The sequence below is a fragment of the Plantibacter lichenum genome (assembly GCF_050587525.1).
Taxonomy (GTDB): Bacteria; Actinomycetota; Actinomycetes; order Actinomycetales; family Microbacteriaceae; genus Plantibacter.
In genome coordinates, this window is the sequence record NZ_JBOBFT010000015.1 from 25,914 (window position 1) to 44,002 (window position 18,089).

General features: G+C 65.7%; 15 protein-coding genes. 8 read left to right on the top strand and 7 right to left on the bottom strand.

From position 1 onward, the window contains the following. The first annotated feature begins 73 nt into the window (after positions 1–73). Positions 74–712 carry a GntR family transcriptional regulator gene (locus ACQ3HB_RS17700; protein ID WP_430921822.1) on the top strand — a complete coding sequence of 213 codons (639 nt, stop codon included), beginning with the start codon at positions 74–76 and terminating at the stop codon, positions 710–712. A gap of 158 nt (positions 713–870) precedes the next feature. Here ACQ3HB_RS17700 and ACQ3HB_RS17705 read toward each other — a convergent pair whose 3' ends face one another. The 4 genes from ACQ3HB_RS17705 to ACQ3HB_RS17720 form a co-directional block, all read right to left on the bottom strand. After that, positions 871–1,533, bottom strand: a complete 663-nt coding sequence (locus ACQ3HB_RS17705; RefSeq protein WP_430921823.1) for a response regulator — start codon at positions 1,531–1,533, stop codon at positions 871–873. Beyond that, positions 1,530–2,636 (bottom strand): sensor histidine kinase, encoded by a 1,107-nt coding sequence (locus ACQ3HB_RS17710; protein ID WP_430921824.1) that lies wholly within the window; start codon positions 2,634–2,636, stop codon positions 1,530–1,532. The genes ACQ3HB_RS17705 and ACQ3HB_RS17710 overlap by 4 nt, the downstream gene beginning before the upstream one ends. Positions 2,637–3,013: 377 nt before the next feature. Then, a complete protein-coding gene (locus ACQ3HB_RS17715) occupies positions 3,014–3,685 on the bottom strand; it encodes a GntR family transcriptional regulator (protein ID WP_430921825.1) in 672 nt (223 codons plus the stop codon). Then, positions 3,682–4,443: a GntR family transcriptional regulator gene (locus ACQ3HB_RS17720; RefSeq protein ID WP_430921827.1), complete on the bottom strand. Its 762-nt coding sequence runs from the start codon at positions 4,441–4,443 to the stop codon at positions 3,682–3,684. Before ACQ3HB_RS17720 ends, ACQ3HB_RS17715 begins: the two co-directional genes overlap by 4 nt. Positions 4,444–4,555: 112 nt before the next feature. On the opposite strand from ACQ3HB_RS17720, the gene ACQ3HB_RS17725 reads away from it, so the two are divergent. Further along, the gene (locus ACQ3HB_RS17725) at positions 4,556–5,935 is read left to right on the top strand and encodes a GntR family transcriptional regulator (protein WP_430921829.1); all 1,380 of its coding nucleotides are present in this window, start codon (positions 4,556–4,558) and stop codon (positions 5,933–5,935) included. On the opposite strand, the gene ACQ3HB_RS17730 is transcribed toward ACQ3HB_RS17725, so the two are convergent. Next, the gene (locus tag ACQ3HB_RS17730) at positions 5,904–7,043 is read right to left on the bottom strand and encodes a UDP-N-acetylglucosamine 2-epimerase (RefSeq protein ID WP_430921831.1); all 1,140 of its coding nucleotides are present in this window, start codon (positions 7,041–7,043) and stop codon (positions 5,904–5,906) included. The two genes, ACQ3HB_RS17725 and ACQ3HB_RS17730, sit on opposite strands and share 32 nt — an antisense overlap. 165 nt (positions 7,044–7,208) lie before the next feature. On the opposite strand from ACQ3HB_RS17730, the gene ACQ3HB_RS17735 reads away from it, so the two are divergent. The 5 genes from ACQ3HB_RS17735 to ACQ3HB_RS17755 all read left to right on the top strand — a co-directional run bounded on the left by ACQ3HB_RS17735 (position 7,209) and on the right by ACQ3HB_RS17755 (position 14,245). Beyond that, positions 7,209–7,937: a GntR family transcriptional regulator gene (locus tag ACQ3HB_RS17735; protein WP_430921833.1), complete on the top strand. Its 729-nt coding sequence runs from the start codon at positions 7,209–7,211 to the stop codon at positions 7,935–7,937. A 52-nt stretch (positions 7,938–7,989) separates the two neighbouring features. Next, positions 7,990–8,790, top strand: a complete 801-nt coding sequence (locus ACQ3HB_RS17740; protein WP_476742053.1) for a sugar transferase — start codon at positions 7,990–7,992, stop codon at positions 8,788–8,790. Between the two features lie 72 nt (positions 8,791–8,862). Beyond that, a complete protein-coding gene (locus ACQ3HB_RS17745) occupies positions 8,863–9,972 on the top strand; it encodes a glycosyltransferase (protein WP_430921837.1) in 1,110 nt (369 codons plus the stop codon). 115 nt (positions 9,973–10,087) lie between these two features. Then, complete coding sequence (locus ACQ3HB_RS17750) at positions 10,088–12,058, top strand: Ig-like domain-containing protein (protein WP_430921838.1); 1,971 nt, start codon at positions 10,088–10,090, stop codon at positions 12,056–12,058. 252 nt (positions 12,059–12,310) lie between these two features. Next, positions 12,311–14,245 (top strand): Ig-like domain-containing protein, encoded by a 1,935-nt coding sequence (locus ACQ3HB_RS17755; RefSeq protein ID WP_430921840.1) that lies wholly within the window; start codon positions 12,311–12,313, stop codon positions 14,243–14,245. 155 nt (positions 14,246–14,400) lie between these two features. On the opposite strand, the gene ACQ3HB_RS17760 is transcribed toward ACQ3HB_RS17755, so the two are convergent. Then, the gene (locus ACQ3HB_RS17760) at positions 14,401–14,973 is read right to left on the bottom strand and encodes an arsenate reductase/protein-tyrosine-phosphatase family protein (protein WP_430921842.1); all 573 of its coding nucleotides are present in this window, start codon (positions 14,971–14,973) and stop codon (positions 14,401–14,403) included. After that, on the bottom strand, positions 14,970–16,418 hold the full coding sequence (locus ACQ3HB_RS17765; protein ID WP_430921843.1) for a tyrosine-protein kinase domain-containing protein: 1,449 nt from the start codon (positions 16,416–16,418) through the stop codon (positions 14,970–14,972). Before ACQ3HB_RS17765 ends, ACQ3HB_RS17760 begins: the two co-directional genes overlap by 4 nt. Before the next feature lie 126 nt (positions 16,419–16,544). Here ACQ3HB_RS17765 and ACQ3HB_RS17770 point away from each other — a divergent pair, with 126 nt between their 5' ends. Further along, positions 16,545–18,089, top strand: coding sequence for an oligosaccharide flippase family protein (locus tag ACQ3HB_RS17770; protein ID WP_430921845.1), 1,545 nt, complete (start codon positions 16,545–16,547; stop codon positions 18,087–18,089).

Sequence of the window (18,089 nt, forward strand, 5' to 3'; positions counted from 1 at the left end):
GGTGTGGGCGGAAGCTGGAGGTGAGCGGTACGCTCGCAGTACACGTCAGCATCTACCACCCGAGGAGTCTTCCATGCCAGTTCCGTCCGGACAGAGTGTGTTCGAGCGCAAGTCGCTTCGTGAGAGCGCTGCCGAGCAGATCAAGGCCGCGATCTTCGATGGCACGCTGCAGCCGGGCGAAACGCTGAACGACCAGGAACTGCAGGAGTGGCTGGGCGTCTCGCGCACGCCGATCCGGGAAGCCCTCAACGACCTCGCCCGCGTCGGCCTCATCGAGATGGCGGCCCAGCGCTACACCCGCGTCGCGCAGCCCAGCCCCGAGGACCGCACCGACATCCTCCAGACGCTCGGCGCGCTCGTCGGCGGCGTCATCCGCGTGACCGTCCCGACCCTCACGGAGCCGCAGCGCAAGTCGCTCCTGAAGTCGATCGATGCGACGATCGCGTCGGTCGAGAAGCGCGACACCCACGGACACGGCAAGCTCGCCTGGGCCATGGTCGACGACTTCGCGGACGTGTGCCAGAACCCGATCCTCGTCGCCGCCGCACGCGACACGATCGACGCCCTTGGATACCGCCTGTCCGTCACGCGCACGGAGACGAGCACGAACTGGGAGACGCTCGACGACGGCTACCCGCGCCTGCGCGAAGCCGTGGTGTCCGGAGATTCGATCGCTGCGGAGCTCGCGATCGAGACGGTCTTCCGCCTGTAGCCCTTCGACAGGCTCGTGGACCGGGTTCCGGACGCTGCGTGCGTGGAATCCGGTCACTGAGCCTGTCGAAGTGCGCCCCTCGACAGGCTCGTGGACCGGGGCGCTGTTGCTCAAGGAACGGGGCCGGGTCGCTCAGGGGCCGGCCGAGACCGCGGCCGCTACTCGTCGAGCAGGCCGGCCCGGTACGCGAGCAGCGCGAGCTGCGTCCGATTCGTGAAGCCGAGCTTCGCGAGCGTGCGCGACACGTAGGTCTTGACCGACGGCGTACTCAGACCGAGCTCCGTGCCGATGTCGGCGTTCGACAGCCCCCGCCCCACGGCCGCGGCGAGTTCGACCTCGCGTGGCGTCAGGAGATCGAGCATCGAGTCGTCCGTTTCGGCGGCGACGGGGGCGGGCGCGACTGCCCGGTTGATGACGGCACGCGCGATCTCCGGCGACAGTGGGCTCCCTCCTGATGCCGCGGCGCGGATCGCCTCGGGCAGCTCGCCTGGCCTGATGTTCTTCAACAGGTAGCCGGTCGCGCCGGCCTCGAGCGCGTCGAGGACTCGGTCGTGCAGGTGGAAGCTCGTGAGGATGAGCACGCGCGGTGGCGTGTCGAGGGCCATGAGGGCGGTCGTCACGTCGACGCCGTCCATGCCGGGCATGTTGAGGTCGGTGATCACGACGTCCGGCTTGAGGCGGGTGGCGATGGCCGCTGCGCGCTCCGGCGAGGCGGCGTCGGCGACCACGGAGATGTCGGATTCGATGTCGATGATCAGACGAAGGCCTTCGCGGATCGCGTCGTCGTCGTCGATGATCATGACACGGGTGGGATCGGTCATCGGGGGGCCTCCAGGGTGAGTCGGTAGCCGCCGCCGTCGGTGCGGCCTGCGGCGAAGGTGCCGCCTGCTGCGACGGCGCGGGCGGCGAGAAGTCGGAGTCCTCGGCCGGTGCCGAGGGGGTGTTCGGGGGTGGGGCGCGGCGCGCACTCGTTGGTGATGGTGACGCGCAGGGTTTCGGGAGTGCTCGCGGTACTGATGTCGATGGCTGCGCCCGGGGCGTGCTTCATCGCGTTGTGGATGGCTTCGACGATCGCGTCGACGCCGAGTTCGAGGTGCGGTCCGGCGTCGGTGGTGTCGAGTTCGCCGAGCATCCGCACCTCGTGCCCGAAGTGCTCAGCGGACTCGACCGCGTCGCAGATCCGTTGCATCGGTGCCGGTCGGTCCGGATCCATTTCATTGCGTGGACTGTCGAGGAGCCGGAGGACGTACTGGAGGTCGTCGATGGCCTGGTGACCGTTGTCTGCGATCCGCTCCGCAATCGATTTCGCCCGCGCTGTGTCCGGCTGTGCGACGAGTGCTGTGGAGAGGAGGACCATGGTGCTGAGTTGGTGACCGAGGATGTCGTGCATCTCTCGACTCATCCGCAGGCGGTCCTCGGCGACGGCGAGTTCAGCGCGGGCTTCCGCTTCGGCCACTGATCGCTTGAGGTCTCGTTCGCGTTCGACCGCTGCGTTGCGAGCTGTGCGGAGTGCGACGCCGCCGAGCGCCGAGAGGAAGCAGCTGTAGAGGGGGACGCTCCAGGAGGGCAGGAGGACCTGCCCGGTGAGGAAGCTGAGCGGGTCAGGGACGATCGCCATGGGGTGCAGGATCGAGAGCCCGACGAGGTAGACGATCCACCCGCGCGGTTGCCGATAGCCGAGGAGGAGGGTGACCGCGATGACGAAGAGTGCTGATCCGGTCGCCCACCAGCAGACGGCGGCGACGACGGCTGCGAGCAGAGGGAATCGTTTCGAGGCGTAGAGTGCGCCCGCGGCGGCGAGGTAGGTGAACAGATTCGTCCACCAGGGGAACGAGCCGAGGACTTCTGTCGGGATGGCGCGTTCGTAGGAGACGCTGTAGACGATGAGGGCGATGGGGGCTCCGGCGAGGGCGAGTCGCCGCACGGTGGGAAACATCGTCGTGAGGACCCGTGACCATTGTGTGGGGAGCGGGTGCTGCGCATCGGCCGTCGGGAGTGGCCGGGCGGCTGGAACGGGTGTCTCAAGTGGACGCACATGCCCATTATGCCATCTGATATGTAAGATGTCCAACAGGAGTGCGTTTGTCTGCGAGCTTGCTGTGTTCACAACTCAGGAGCGCCCCGGCGTGTCGAGGCCGACACGCCGGGGCGCTGGAACGACACGCCGAGCGCGTCCTGAGTTGTGAACCGCCGCCCCCTGGGTGGGCGACCCGGTCGAGGTGAGGCTTCCGGTTGTTTCGGGGGCTGCCGAACGACCGGAAGCCTCACCTCGGCGAGTAGGGCAGGGTGGGCGGGGCCGGGTTACGCGTCGCGGTAGGTGGTGAGGAAGTTCTGCCTCGTCGGCTCGTAGACGGCGTGGATGAGGTCGCCTGTGAGCTTCGCGTCGCGCTTGTGGGCGGCGGCGTTGATCTCGACGATCTGGCGGACGATTTCCGACGTGTCCGTCAGTCCCTCACGAGGGGTGAGGAAGCGGAGCAGCTGCAGCGAAAGCGATTCGACGGTCTCGACGAGCACGCGATTGGGCGTGGATCGTTCGAAGACGAGGTAGAAGTCGCGGATCGCGGGGCCGAGATCGCCGAGTTCCTCACGACGAAGCGCATCCTCGGCGGCATCGCTGTACTTCTGCAGTTCGGCGAGGTCGGCATCGGTCATGTCGGCGACGATCGATCGCGCGGCGTGCTCGTGCAGGACGCCCGAGACGTAGAGCGCCTCGTTGATCGCGCGGAAGTCGAGCGGGGCCACGCGCGTGTGCTTGTGGGGGACCAGTTCGACGACGCCGTCTTCGGCCAGGCGGTTGAGCGCTTCGCGGACCGGGGTGCGCGATGCGCCGAGCCAGGTGATGAGGGCTTCGTCGTGCAGGATCTCGCCCGGCTCGAGGGTGCCCTTGAGGATGGCTTCGAGAAGGGTGTCGTAGATCTCGTCGCGGAGGAGGCGGCGGCTGAGGGTGCCGGTCTGGCCTGCGGGGTACGTCATCGTGCGGCCTCTTCCGTGGTCGTGGTGGTCGTGGCGGATGCGGTGGAGGTGGCAGAGGCGGTTGCCGAGGTCGTGCCGGGCGTCGTGCCGGCCGCAATGACGATCGCCTCGTTGAATGCGGCGACGGCGCCGGTGAAGTAGTCGGTGACGGCCGTGCTCGCACGTGCGGCGTCGCGGTCGGCGGCGGCATCGATCAACTCGCGGAGCGCGGGGAATCCGGCTTTCGCATCGATGCTGTCGTGGAAGACGTTGAGCGTGCGCTGGATGTGCGGCGTGAACTTCTCGGGCAGGTGCAGGAGGAGCCGGTTGCCGTAGCGGGCGAGGAAGACGTGGAAGATCTCCTGCGGGACGCTGATCTGCGCGGCCTCCTTGGCGCGGGCTCCGTCCGCCAGCACGCGCTTCTCGAAGCCGCGGAGGACGGTGACGTCACCGTCGGTCAGCAGCGGGACGGCCTCCGTGACGGCTGCCGCGTAGAGAGCGCCGAGAACTTCGGTGATCTGCGCGAACTGCTTCGGGTCGACGAGGGCGACGCGGGTCGCCTTCTGGGGGAGAACTTCGACGAGTCCCGTGTTCGCGAGGCGGTTGAGCGCTTCACGAATCGGTGTCCGCGAGGCTCCCAGCCAGGTTTCGAGGTCCTTGTCGGACAGGGCCTGACCTGGTTCGAGCTCGCCGTCGACGATGGCTTCGAGCAGTCGGTCGTGCACCTGGTCGCGCAAGAGGGGGCGCGGGGTCTGGGCGGGTGCTGTGGGAATGGGCATAGCCGCATACTAACCGGCAAACAAGGTGAATATCTAATATGCACTCGGGGTGTTACGCGGTCCCCGAAAGCGAGGACTGTTAATTTTGGTCATCTAATCATATGCTATGAGCATGCCAGTACCTCATACTTCACCTCGAATCCAGCGAACGTTGCTCCGGAACGACGTGTACGTCCATCTCCGCGACGAGATCCTCCGTGGGGTGAGAGCGCCGGGGACGCAACTCCGCGAAGCGGAGATCGAGCGGGCGACCGGCGCGTCGAGGACCCCTGTACGCGAGGCGATCAATCGACTCAAAGCCGACGGTTTCGTCGATGTGCTGCCGCAGCGAGAGACGCGAGTGCGGAAGATCGCCCCAGCGCTCCTCGATGAGGCGCTCGCAGTCGAGCGCTTCATCGTCGAGTCCGTGATACCCATGGCCGTTCCGCGCTTGACCGAGCGCGATCTCTGCCGCATCCGCGCCTATCGGGATGCGGTCGTTGCCAACCCCGGCAACGAGTTCGAACTCCTGTGGAGCGGAGAATCGTTCGCCGGTGTGTCCGGGATGCTGCTCCGCGCCTATGGCAATCGGACGCTGCTCCGCGCGGCGCGCGCGATCAACATGCAACTCCGGTGGGCGGTGGGCGCCGATCACCGTCTGGCGCGTCTCCTCATGGCCAGGGCGGGGTTGCTCGACGAACTCGTGCTCGCATGCGAGCGGCGTGACGCTGAGCTGGTCCTTCGAATCGTGGGTCAGTACTGTGACGAGGCGATCGGACCGTACATTGATGCGTTGCGGCGGGAGTCGCAGCAGCCGGATTCGATCTGCGCCTCCCACGACGACTCGGTCGAGCCTGCAGTGAAACGCGGTCTGCTGCGCGAGCAGGTGCACGCGGCGCTGCTCGACGCGATCGCCCGGGGCCAATTCGCCTCGGGGGAACGCCTGAGGGAGGAGGAGCTCATGGAGTGGCTCGGCGTCTCACGCACTCCTCTGCGCGAGGCGCTCGTCACGCTCGAGCAGGTGGGACTCGTCGAGTCATTGCCGGGCCGGTTCACACGAGTGACGCCGGCTGATCCCGACACGATCGTCGACGCATTCCAAGCGATGACCGTGTTCGGCGTGCTGTCGGTGCGGCTGGGGATGGCGCGACTCGAGGCGTCGCACCTGGCGTGTCTCGACGCGTCGATCGACGCGCTCGCCGCGGCGGTCGATGATGGGAATGTCACGGAGGCGTTGCTCGCGACGAATGATTTCGTCCGAACGATCACGCACGCTGCGGGAAATCGAACCCTTGAGATCATCGAGGAGCGGGTGGTCCCGAGGCTGTTCAAGCGAGTCGAACTCGAGCCGCCGCTCGACCTTCTCCGTCTGCTCGTCGAGGTGCGCGTGTTGCGCCATGCGATCGAGGATGGAGATGTGGCGACGGCGGAGAGCGCCGTTAGCGCCCTCTACGAGCCGCGTACGTTCATGCCGCTGCTGGTCACGCCATCGCCGACTCCGTCACGCCGGTGATGGCGTCGGCCGGGCTCGCGCCGTCGGCGATGCGGCCGGCGATGAGTGCGATCTGGAGGCTCGCGCTGCCGTCGCCGTAGGGGGACGGTGTGGCGTCGAGCAGCCTCGCGCGGTCGGGGTCCGCGAGTGTGACATTGGCGACGGTCGTGATGTCTCGCGCGGGAGTGACGAGTTGGGCGAAGCCGGCGTTGATGGCTTCGGGGTGTTCAGAGCTGCGGCGGACGACGAGGAGCGGCTTCTTCAGCACGGTGCATTCCTCCTGTGCCGCAGCGGTGTCCGAGATGAGGAGGTCGGCGTTGAGTGCGAGGTCGAGCAGCTCGGCCCTGTCGCTCGTACTCACGACGGTGAGCGCGTCGAGGTAGGGGGTGAGGCCGAACTGTTCGATCGCCGCGTGTGTGCATGGCCGCAGCTCGAAGACGACAGGGGCGTGGATGCCGATGAGCCCCATGAGGACGCGGCGGAGCGCTCGTCTCGTGCCGATGTTCTCCGGGTCCTGGATGGTTGCGAGGACGTAGTGCTCGGGTGCGCGGTGTTCGGCGAAGTGTTTCGCGATGAGGCCGTCGCCGTGTTCGAGTGAGGTGAGGGTCGACTCGACGACCGGCGTGCCTGTCACGGCGATTCGGAGCGGGTTGACGCCCTCCGCGAGGAGGTTCGCCTGACTGTGGGGTGTTGCCGCGCAGTGCACGTCCGCCAGGACGCTGGTCAGGACTCGGTTGAGTTCTTCGGGCGTCGCGCGGTCGTAGGAACGGAGCCCCGCCCCGACGTGGATGAGGGGGATGTCCGCGTAGTTCGCCGCTTGAGCGCAGGCGGAGGTCGCGTCGGAGTCGCCGTGCACGATGACGACTGCGGGGCGCTCTCGCTCGAACTCGATTGCGAAGGCGTGGAGGGCGGTTGCGATTCGGGTACCGCGGGCCGGGCCGTCGATGCTGCCGAGCGTGGTATCCGGCGGGGCTAATCCAGCCTCCTCAAGGGCGCGCGCGGGGCAACGGTCGTCGTCGGACAGATGTGTGTGGATGGTCCGTGCGCGGCTTCCGAGCTCCGCGATGACTCCTGCAAGCCTGGCGATGTCCTCACGGGTGTCGAGGACGACGGCGATGTCTTTGCTCATGTGCGGCTCCCTCTCGTTTGCGGCAGGAATGCGGATGATTCCCGACCTTCGCTGCGTAAATATTAGATGGTGTTGCGCTTACGCAATGAGTATGGCACACTTTCAGTCATTACGAAATATTAGATGGGAAGAATCTCATCTGACTGGAACTGAAGGAGCCCTCGAATGCCGGTGCCCACCGCCCCTACGCCGCTGCACGGCCGCGAGATCAACAAAGGGCTGTTGGCGGACGCTGTCTACGACCGCCTCCTCGGCGACATCATCGGAGGCCGCTATCGGTCCGAAGAGCGCCTGAACGTCGATCGCATCGCGGAGGAGTTCGGCGTCTCACGCACCCCGGTCCGCGAGGCCCTCATTCTCCTGTCGGCATCGGGCTTCGTCGAGGTCGTGCGGAACAGTCGAACGCAGGTGTCCGCGTGGACCGTGTGCGACATTCGCGACCGCTTGGAGGTCGTCGGGTCGCTGGTGTGTCTCACTGTTGCGGATCGTCGCTTCGATCTCGGCGGGCTCGGCGAACCCCTGTCGCCTGCGTCGCTCGAGTCGGGTGTCGCGGGCGACGCGCATCGCTTCCTGGACGTCGTCGAGGCCATGGTGCGCGACGGCGCGAACAATGTTGCCGCATACGTCCTGCGCGAGCTCGTCTCCCCGCTTCGCCTCTTCCTGGCCGACGCGGTGCTCTTCGAGCACGACATCGACCTCCTGTCTCGTCGTGACGAGCGCGCCGCTCTGCTCGCAGACGCCGTCGACGTCTCGCGGACGGGAAACCGCCTCGAGACTGAGCGGCTGTTCGCGGCCTATGTGGTCGCGCTCGCCGCAGGGCTCGCTCCGCGCGTCGGCGATGCCGTCCTGTCGTTCGGTCACGCAAGCGCCTCCGCGCTTCGCGCATCGCGGTAACCGTCCCCGTTTCACCCGAACCCTTTCCCCTACGCACCCCTGGAGCACCCACATGACTGCCACCCTGCAGCCCGTCGCTCGACGCTGGCCGGAATCGGAAGGTTCCTCATCCCGCGCCCGCCATCACCGTGTCGCCTCGCCGGGACTGCCGGTCGCTCTCGCGCCCGGCGCGCCGGTGGCAGTTCTTCCGGCGTTCACCCCACCCGCCGCGCCTCGCGGCGTTACTGCGTCGGCCGACACGGTGGCTCGCCAGCCCCGTCGCATCGCCAAACGAGTGTTCGACGTCGTCGCCTCCGCTGTCGGTCTCCTCGTGCTGTCGCCGGTTCTCCTGGTCGTTGCGCTGCTCGTCAAGCTCGACAGCCGCGGCTCGGTCCTCTTCAGCCAGACCAGAGTAGGCCTGAACGGCGAAGGCTTCTCGATCCTCAAGTTCCGAACGATGGAACAGGATGCGGAGTCCCGCGTCGCCGAGTTGCAGGCGTTCAATGAGGGGGCCGGCCCGCTCTTCAAGATGAAGGCCGATCCTCGCGTCACTCACGTCGGTCGTGTCCTGCGCAAGCTCTCGATCGACGAACTTCCGCAACTCGTGAACGTGCTCCGCGGCGATATGAGCCTCGTCGGGCCCCGCCCCGGTCTTCCGTCCGAGGTCGCTGCGTACGAGCCGCACGCACACCGTCGTCTGCTCGTCCTTCCCGGCATCACGGGGCTCTGGCAGGTCAGCGGTCGTTCCGACCTCGATTGGGAGTCAGGACTTGCTCTCGACCTCGACTACGTCGACGACTGCTCGTTCGGCCGCGACCTCAAAATCCTCGCCCGGACCATCCCTCGTGTCCTCGGCTCGAGCGGTGCGTACTGACCCCGTCTCCGCCGAGTTCTCCCCGACCTCGAACCCGACCCAGCACCACCGAACCCGAAACGGATGCCCAGCATGAACGGATTGATCGCCCACGAGTGGATCGAACGGATCGGCGGCGCCGAGCGCGTGCTCGACTCCTTTGCCGAGCTCTACCCGACAGCGGACCTGTTCTGCCTCTGGAACGACGCCCCTGACCGCTACGGCGACCGTGTCGTGCGGGAGAGCAGCCTCGCCCGCTCGCCGATGCGCGGGCGGAAAGCCGCCGCTCTTCCGACGATGCCGGCCGTGTGGAACGACATCAGCCGGAAAGACAAGGATTACGACTGGATGCTCGTCTCCTCGCACCTGTTCGCCCATCATGCGCGCGTCCCGAAGCTGGATCCTGCTCGGAAGTTCGTGTATGTCCACACGCCTGCCCGCTACATCTGGACGCCGGAGCTCGACGAGCGCGGCAACTCCCTCGCAGTGCGCGCCGTCGCCCCGATCTTCAAGGCGCTCGACGGCCGTCGAGGCCGTGCTCTCCAGAATGTCGCGGCGAACAGCTCGTTCGTGAGTGATCGCATCCGAGAGGCGTGGGGTGTCGAGTCGACCGTGATCCACCCTCCCGTCGATGTCGGCAGGCTGACTGCGGCCGACGACTGGGGGGCCGTGCTGGACGAGCATGACCGGTTGATCTTCGACAACCTGCCCGAGACATTCATCCTCGGCGCCTCCCGCTTCGTTCCGTACAAACGACTCGATGTGGTGATCGACGCCGGTGATGCCGTCGGCGTCCCGGTCGTGATCGCCGGCGACGGTCCTGAGGAGCAACGATTGCGCGAGCATGCGCTCGGTCGCTCGACGGACACGCACTTCGTGATCTCCCCGTCCGATGCGCTGCTCGCCGCACTCATGCAGCGCGCGCTCGTCTACGTGTTCCCGCCCGTGGAGGACTTCGGCATCATGCCCGTCGAAGCGATGGCGCTCGGCACCCCCGTCGTCGTCAATGCGCAGGGCGGTGCGGCGGAGTCCGTCCTCGACGGCTTCACCGGTGCGCACCTGCCGGATTTCCATCCCTCGACGCTTTCTGATGCCGTCACACGAGCGATCGCTGTCGATCCCCGGCGTGCGCACATCCGTGCCGCCGAGTTCTCCGAGCGCCGTTTCGCTGCGCGAATCCAGGCATGGACGGGGGTCGCATAAAAACATCTACCCATGTAGTTGCAATACATCTAATATTTGTGTACGGTTGCGCTAACGCGACGAACACTGCGTTCCCATCTCCTCCCGATTCACCCGTATGAAAGGAAGCTTCCCGATGAAGCTCAAGAAAAGTCTGACCGCCTTCGGTGTCGTCACCATCGCCGTCTCCGCCCTCGCGACCGGCCCTGCGGCCTTCGCCCTTGATTCCGCACCCTCAGACTCGAACGGAGCGGTCGTCGAATCTGTCGCCCCGCAGGCGATCGCGTCCACCATGGGTGTCTACGACCTGCTGGTCAAGCCCAACAGTGGTGCCGCGTTCGATATCGGCTCGGTCGGCAAGGCGACATTCAATTTGCAACCGGCGACGGGCTCACGTACGGGTGCGATCATGCCTAAGAACTCGTTCTTCCAGTTCTCGATCACTCTGCCCAAGGGCCTCAGTCTTGAGGCGGGGGGCAACTGCGCCGATTCCAACAATGGATTCTGGGGCTACACATGCACGTCGGTCGTCAACGCGGCCGGGCAGACGATCGTGACCTACAAGATCACTCGTACCGGCAACGCCGAGCCTGGCGCACAGTGGTCTGGTCGAACGCCCTTCACCTTCAATGTCAAGGCTGCCGCAGGTCTTTCGACCAACGCGAAGGTGGTCGTGGACTACACGCCGGTCGCCGGCTACACATCGTCGTCCGCTTCGGCGGAAGCGGCCTTGTCCGTGGTGTCGCACTTCGTGCTTGAGACGCCGGCTTCGGGTGCGTTGGTTCGCGAGGACAAGCCCACGTTCTCCGGCACCGGCGATGAGGGTGCCTCGATTGAGGTGCTGGATGAGAACGGTGACCTGCTCGCTCCGGCGACCACGGTCGTTGACGGTAAATGGTCGGCTGTTCCGACTGATGCCCTCGCGCAGGGTCGTCACATCGGCACGATCCGTCAGGTCAGCAACGGCACCGAGTCGACGGTTCCGTTCGATTTCACGTACCGCGTTGTCCAGGGTGTTTCGGTGACCGCGCCGGCGCTTGATGGCACCGTTGATGTTGCTCGTCCGGTGTTCAAGGGCAAGGGCGAGCCTGGTGCTGCGGTGACGGTCGTGGATTCCAACGATCAGAAGCTGGTCGACACGACGGTCAACGAGCACGGTGATTGGGAGCAGCAGTCGTTGTTCACGCTGTCGAAGGGCGCTCATGAGGCGACTGCGACGCAGACGTTCAATGGTGTTCCCACGACGGCTCCGGTCCGGTTCTCGTATGAGACTCCCGCGACGCCGGTTGTGGTGACGACGCCGACGAATGGTTCGGTTGTTGATTCGACCGTTGTTCGTTTCGTGGGAACTGGTGAGCCGGGTGCTCGTGTTGTCGTGGCTGGTGCGACGAAGGAGATCTGCTCGGTCGAGGTTGGTACGGATGGTTCGTGGTCGTGTGACTCGACCATTGATCTGCCTGCTGGTGATTACGCGTTCACTGCCACGCAGACTCGTGGTGCCAGTGTGAGCCACGCGGCGATCAACTTCACTCGTGTGGTGAAGTCGAACACGGCTCAGGATGTGAAGTTCACCGCTCCGGCGAACAACGGGATCGTCACGTCGTTGAAGCCGATCTTCACGGGCACGGGTGAGCCTGGTGCTGCGATTCGTGTCCACGGCACGACGAAGGATCTCGCGACGACCATGGTGAAGCCCGATGGCACGTGGGAGGCGACCTCGACCGTTGAGCTGACCGACAAGATGAAGTACGAGCTGACGGTGACGCAGACGCCGACGAACCAGGCTCCGAAGTCCACCGACCGGGTGTTGTTCACGGTGAACTACCGCCTGTCCGAGGACGTCAAGGTGACCACGCCGGCCAATGGTTCGACGGTTGCTCAGAAGAAGCCCGTGTTCACCGGTACTGGTGATGCTGGTTCGACGATCACGATCGCGGGCACCACGAAGACGATCGCGATCGCGCACGTCGACGAGCACGGCAACTGGTCCACCCCGTCGGACATCGATCTCGCCAACGGTGACTACAAGTTCTCCGTGAAGCAGGTCGACGTCAACGGTGAGTTGAAGGAGACCGCGGTCACCTTCACCGTCAAGACCACCAAGTAACACCCAACATCCCTGGTATCGGCGCGAGACGCCGTGCTGGAAGGGCCCCAACCGTTCGCGGTTGGGGCCCTTTTTCGCTGTGGGCGAGCGTTGCGAAGTATATTACATTGTTCGCCCATCTAGTCATAAAACATACAGAAATTGTTTATGCTCGATTGACATTAGATGACTTGCGATGTCGTTACACCTCTGGGTTGGCACTTGGCGTCCCAGAACTCCCGATCCACTCACTCGAAAGGAAGCTTCCTCACGATGAAGCTCACGAAAACCCTGTCGGCATTCGGCGTTCTCACGGTCGCCGTCGCCGCCCTCGCGACCGGACCGGTCGCCGCATTCGCCGCCGCCGACCCGAACAGCGTTCAGGACGTCCAGGCCGCTGCTGCAGGCGACTCGGCCACCGGCAAGCTCGTCCTCCAGAAGAGTGGCACCTTCTATTCGCTCTCCACCTCCACGACGAACGTCTGGCTCGAAGCGAAGACGCACGCCACACAGGCTGAGGCCGAGGCCGCATCGTCAACGCTCACCGTGCCGAAAATCGGTCGTACGGCGCCGATTGTGAATGACGCTGGCCAGTGCCTCGTCATCCGTCCGGTCACGGGCCACAACAACAAGTACTGGGGCGATTTCAAGACGTGTACTGGCGGAGCGGACCAGAACTACTACTGGGACACCGTCAACGGGGTGAACGGTCTCCGCTCCGGCACGGACGCGAAGAGCTCGTACGTTAGCATCCAGCCCGAGACGTACCCGCAGTCCTTCATCGCCGGTTCCACGAGCTCCGACTTCACAGGCGCCGTAGGCTCCGCCGTGGTCGAAGGCCGCCTCACGCTCGACTCGCCCGCGAACGGTTCACTCATCCGCGAGGACAAGCCGACCTTCTCGGGCGTTGGCACCAGCGGCGGCACCATCGAGGTGCTCGACGAGAACGGCGACCTCCTGGCTCGCACCGTCGTGGTCGACGGCAAGTGGTCGAAGCAAGTCACCGAAGTGATCGCTCAGGGTCTCCACAAGGGAACGGTCCGTCAGATCCTGAATGGCGTCGCGACCACCGTCGCGTACGAATTCACCTACCGCGTCGTCCAGGGCGTTTCCGTAACGTACCCGTCACTGGACGGCACCGTGGACGTCTCTCGCCCGGTGTTCTCCGGCAAGGGTGAGCCCGGCGCGCAGGTCACGATCCTCAACAACGCGAACGACGCCAAGCTCGTCGACACGCTCGTCGACGAGAACGGTGACTGGAGGCAGCAGTCGCTGTACACGCTCGCGAAGGGCGCCCACGAGGCGACCGCCACGCAGCTGTACAACGGGACGCCGACGACGGCTCCGGTGCGTTTCACCCATGGTGCGCAGGTGCCGGTGACTCCGGTCACGGTGACGACCCCGGCGATCGGTGCGGTTGTCGACAGCAAGGTCGTGTCGTTCTCTGGCGATGGTCAGCCGGGTGCGAAGGTCGTCGTCGCTGGTGCGACGAAGCAGATCTGCGAGGCCGAGGTCGGGGGCAATGGCGCTTGGTCGTGCGACGCAACGATCGCGTTGCCTGCCGGTGATTACGCGTTCACCGCGACGCAGACGAGTGGTTCGAGTGTGACGACTGCCCCGATCCGGTTCACGCGCACGGTGAAGGCGGAGGCGGCGATCGATGTGAAGTTCACTGCGCCTGCTGACGGGTCCACGGTCACGAGTCTGAAGCCGGTGTTCAAGGGCACGGGTCAGCCTGGTGCGGCGATTCGAGTCCACGGCACCACGAAGGACCTCGCGACGACCACGGTCAAGCCCGATGGGACCTGGTCGGTGAAGTCGACCGTTGCGTTGGGCGACAAGGCCGGTTACCGGTTGACGTCGGTGCAGACGCCGGCCAACGGTGCTGCGCAGACCACGGATCAAGCAACGTTCCAGGTATCGTTCCGTGCGTCAGCCGACGTGAAGGTGGGCTCCCCGACGAATGGTTCCACCGTCGGTGCGAAGCGTCCGGCGTTCAGCGGCACCGGTGAGGCGGGTGCCACGATCACGATCTCGGGCACGACGAAGACTGTCGCGACCGCGACGGTCAAGCCGGATGGCACGTGGTCGACGACCGCGCGTGTCGATCTCCCCAACGGTGACTACAAGTTCCAGGTGAAGCAGGTCGACGTGAACGAGGAGCAGCAGGCCGCCGCGGTCGCGTTCGCTGTCTACGTCAAGGCCTAACCGCGACACGAGTGCATGAGGGGTCCCGGTCGATCAGGCCGGGGCCTCTCGGCGTTTCACCGACCTCGATATCTCCCGAGGACAACCTGATGTGACCACGCGGGCCGTCAACGACATGCCGTCGGCTGAGATCCCCGTCAGGCGGGCCATGAGACTCAGCTGATCGTGTGCGAGCGGACGAAGCGGGCGATCGAATCCACTGCTGGGAGGATCTCCGCTGCCATCCGGGTGTAGCTCGCATCGCCCCGACGGTACGGGTCCGCCACGTCGTCGTCCTCCGGCAGTGCGGGACGGCGCCAAGGTCGGAGTTGCAGGAGCTCCGGGAGGGCCGCTTGCCACAGCTCGCTTGTTCCCGTCGGCTCCAGCTCGACGCTGCCGAGCATGCCCGCGAATTCGCGAAGGGTGAACGTGCGCCGGAGTGCCGCGGGAGAGAGGTCGACGACGGTACTCCGGTGGGCTCGTGTGGCGGTGAGGACGATGTCAGCATCGTCGATCACGCTCTGGTCGAGGCGTCGAGCGGAGAAAGCGTGCATCGTGATCCCATTGGCGCGGAGCAACGATGCCGTCTGTTCAGTCATGTCTTCGCCGACGAGAGCCTGCGTGCCCGCGCTCGACACCGAGTACATGCCGGGAGCCGCGGCATGGAGTGCCGCCTCGAGGGCGAGCTCAGCGAAGGGGGATCTGCAGACGTTGCCGGTGCAGACGATCAAGACGGACACGTGGCTCATGCTTCGACGCTCCTCTGGGTGGTGCGACTGGTTCGACGAGGCCCTGCTGCAACACGCTTGCGGCGTTCCCGCTTGCTCATTCGAGTCTGCTTCTCTGTCGCACGGTACTCGTACGTGCTGTACGCGCTCGCTTTGGCGGTGACGCGGTTGAGCGTCAAGCCGAGCACGCGCGCGCCCACCTGGGAGAGCTTCTCGACGCCTTCGGTGACTTGTTCGCGACGCAAGCGGCCGTCAACGCTGACGACGAGCATGACGCCGGACACCTTCGAGGCGAGTACCGCCGGGTCGGTCACGGGGATGACGGGAGGCGCGTCGATGATGATCGTGTCGTACCGGCCGCCGAGGGTTTCGAGGAGTCGGTCCATCGCGGCTGAACCGAGCAGCTCGCTCGGGTTCGGGGGAATGCGGCCGGCGGTCAGGACGTGCAGCTGACTCACCGTTCCGACCGTCTGAATGGCGTCGTCGACGTCGACCCGTCCGGAGAGCACGGTGGTGAGGCCGACGGCGCCCTCGAGATGGAGGTAGTCGGCCACTCGGGGCCGTCGCAAGTCGGCGTCGATGAGGAGGACTCGCCCCCCGGCTTCGGCGAGGATGAGCGCGAGGTTGATGGAGGTCGAGGACTTGCCTTCCCCCGGGATGCACGAGGTGACGAGGACGCTCTGCGCCTCCTGGTCGAGGTTGGTGAACTGCAACTGGGTGCGGAGCTGACGAAAGTGCTCGGCACGAACGCCGTGTGGCTCGGTGAGGATGGCGAGGGGTCGTTTCTCGAGCTCGGGTTCGGCGAGGATGGAGCCGAGCACGCTCATGTCGGTGACTGACGCGAGACCGGCGCGATCGCGGATTCGGGTGTCGAAGAGTTTCCGGCAGATCGCGAAGAGGATGCCGACCAGGCCGCCGACGAGGAACCCGAGCGCCGTGTTGCGGGGGATGTTGGGCGAGACCGGCGTGCTGGGAGTGGCGGCGTCCTCGACGACCGAGATCGTGACGAGGGAAGAACCGTCCGCGGAGGATCCCTCGACGATGCCCACCTCATCGATGAGGTTCTCCGCGACCGCGTTCGCTATGGAGTGGGCGAGCTTCGGATCGCCGTTCTCCACGGCGATGTCGATCAGGACGGTCTGGGCCGGTGAACTCACCTTGATGAGCTGCTTCAGTCGAGCCGTGGTCATGTCGAGGTGGAGTTCATCGATGACCTGGTTCAGAACTTTCGAGCTCGTCGCGAGGGTCACGTACGAGGAGACGCGTCGCTCGGAGAAGCTGTTGCCCTGCGCGAGGTCGGTGACGGAGTCGCCTCCTCGAACGGCGACGAAGAGCTGGCTTCTCGCTTCATAGCTCGGAGTCATCAGCGCTGAAACGCCGAAGGCGGCGCCTGCGGCGAGGGCGGCGATCGCGGAGATGACCAGCCAATGATGCCGGATGACGAGGAAGTAGTCCTTCAGGTCCATGCGTTGCTCAACTTTCGGATATCGCCGCTCGTGACGGCCGATCTGGGTTCGGGGTTGACCTCAGTGTATATTATTGAGATATTAGATGTCTAGATTATTTCATGCATTTATGTGGAAAGGAAAATCGTGCAGCGTTCTGTGGACTGGCACCACGACTTCGACCTCGCGCGCCGAGCTACCCGCGGCGGTCTCGTCACCGCAGGTGGGACGTGGCTGCGATTCGTGCTGCAGCTCGGCACAGTCGTCGTGGTCGCCCGCGTCCTCGGTCCGACCGAGTACGCGGCGGCTGCGGTGGTCCTCCTCGTCGCAACCCTCGCGGAGCTCCTTCGCTCGCAGGGCATCGCGACGGCCGTCGTGCAGTCCTCCTCGCTCACCAGTCCTATCGCTTCCACGCTGCACTGGATCAACCTCGCTGCGGGCGTGCTCGCCGGGGCCGTGATGCTGCTCCTCTCTCCCACGCTGGCGCCCTTCGTCGGAGGGCAGGACATGCTCGCCGGCGCATTGCTCGGCGTCGTGTTCCTCGCAGCAGGCGCTGGGGGAGTCCCCGCTGCGCTGCTCAACCGGAATCTCGAGCTGCGAGTGATCGCCATCGCCGAGATCGTGGCAATGGCCATCGGATGCGCCGTTGCGCTCTCGTCCGCCCTCGCGGGTGCGGGCGCCATGGCATTGGTCTGGCAGGCCGGGGTCTACGCCGTCGTCCTCGCGCTCATCACCGTGCTCGCCTGTCCCTGGCGTCCCGGTCGTCCCACCGCCTGGCGAGACGCAGCTGGTTCCCTCCGATTCGCAGGCGCGGTAGCTTCGGTGCAAGCGCTCAATGGGGTCACGCGCAACGTCGACCGCGTCATCGTCGGCGGGATGTTCGGGCCTGCTGCAGCCGGCCTGTACGCGCAGGCCGCCCAGTTGCTCACACTTCCGCTCGAACAGATCAACGGTCCGCTGCAACGCATCGCTCTGCCCCTCCTCAGCCGGGTGCGGGATGAACGAGAACGATTCGCGCGCTCCTTCCGACTCATCGTGTCGATCGTCGGGTACGTCCTGTGGCCGGTGTTCGCTGTCCTCGGCGTCCTGGCCGTCAGCATCGTCGAGGTCCTCTTCGGGCACGAATGGGCGGACACGGCATCGCTGTTCCAGATCCTCGTCGTCGCAGGCATCGCGCAAGCACTGGGCTACGTCAACGTCTGGCTCTTCGTCGCCTCCGGCAACGTGGGCAAGCAGGTCGCCTGGGCCGTCATCAGTCGTCCGATCGTCCTCGGATCCTTCTTCCTCGGCCTTCCCTGGGGAGTGCACGGGGTGGCCTGGGCGTTCTCGATCTGCTCCGCCGCACTCGTCGTCCCCGGTTTCCTCGTCGCGAGGTCGGGGACGGGCCTGCGCATGCGGGACGTGTTCCTCCCACTCGGATGGCCCGCGTTGCTCGCCGTCGGGTCCGGCGCGGCTGCCTTCGGCGGGACCCTCCTCATCCCTGACGCAGGCTGGCTCCAACTCCTCGTCGCAGGCAGCGCAGCCGCGATCGTCTACCTCGTCGGCTTTGCGGCGATCCCCTCAGCGCGTCGGCTCCTTCGGCAACTCGCCTCGGCCGTCCGCGCGCCTGACCTTCCTGCTGCAGCCGCTCGTCCCGAACCCGCTCATCCCGCCCCCACCCGACCCTCGCCTCTTTCCTCTCCCAAGGAGTAG

Bases quoted from the DNA above. Each gene is read 5' to 3' on its own strand.
- ACQ3HB_RS17755 (WP_430921840.1), top strand. From the start codon at position 12,311: ATGAAGCTCACGAAAACCCTGTCGGCATTCGGCGTTCTCACGGTCGCC.
- ACQ3HB_RS17735 (WP_430921833.1), top strand. From the start codon at position 7,209: ATGCCGGTGCCCACCGCCCCTACGCCGCTGCACGGCCGCGAGATCAAC.
- ACQ3HB_RS17730 (WP_430921831.1), bottom strand. From the start codon at position 7,043: ATGAGCAAAGACATCGCCGTCGTCCTCGACACCCGTGAGGACATCGCC.
- ACQ3HB_RS17765 (WP_430921843.1), bottom strand. From the start codon at position 16,418: ATGGACCTGAAGGACTACTTCCTCGTCATCCGGCATCATTGGCTGGTC.
- ACQ3HB_RS17705 (WP_430921823.1), bottom strand. From the start codon at position 1,533: ATGACCGATCCCACCCGTGTCATGATCATCGACGACGACGACGCGATC.
- ACQ3HB_RS17740 (WP_476742053.1), top strand. From the start codon at position 7,990: ATGACTGCCACCCTGCAGCCCGTCGCTCGACGCTGGCCGGAATCGGAA.
- ACQ3HB_RS17725 (WP_430921829.1), top strand. From the start codon at position 4,556: ATGCCAGTACCTCATACTTCACCTCGAATCCAGCGAACGTTGCTCCGG.
- ACQ3HB_RS17720 (WP_430921827.1), bottom strand. From the start codon at position 4,443: ATGCCCATTCCCACAGCACCCGCCCAGACCCCGCGCCCCCTCTTGCGC.
- ACQ3HB_RS17715 (WP_430921825.1), bottom strand. From the start codon at position 3,685: ATGACGTACCCCGCAGGCCAGACCGGCACCCTCAGCCGCCGCCTCCTC.
- ACQ3HB_RS17760 (WP_430921842.1), bottom strand. From the start codon at position 14,973: ATGAGCCACGTGTCCGTCTTGATCGTCTGCACCGGCAACGTCTGCAGA.
- ACQ3HB_RS17745 (WP_430921837.1), top strand. From the start codon at position 8,863: ATGAACGGATTGATCGCCCACGAGTGGATCGAACGGATCGGCGGCGCC.
- ACQ3HB_RS17750 (WP_430921838.1), top strand. From the start codon at position 10,088: ATGAAGCTCAAGAAAAGTCTGACCGCCTTCGGTGTCGTCACCATCGCC.
- ACQ3HB_RS17700 (WP_430921822.1), top strand. From the start codon at position 74: ATGCCAGTTCCGTCCGGACAGAGTGTGTTCGAGCGCAAGTCGCTTCGT.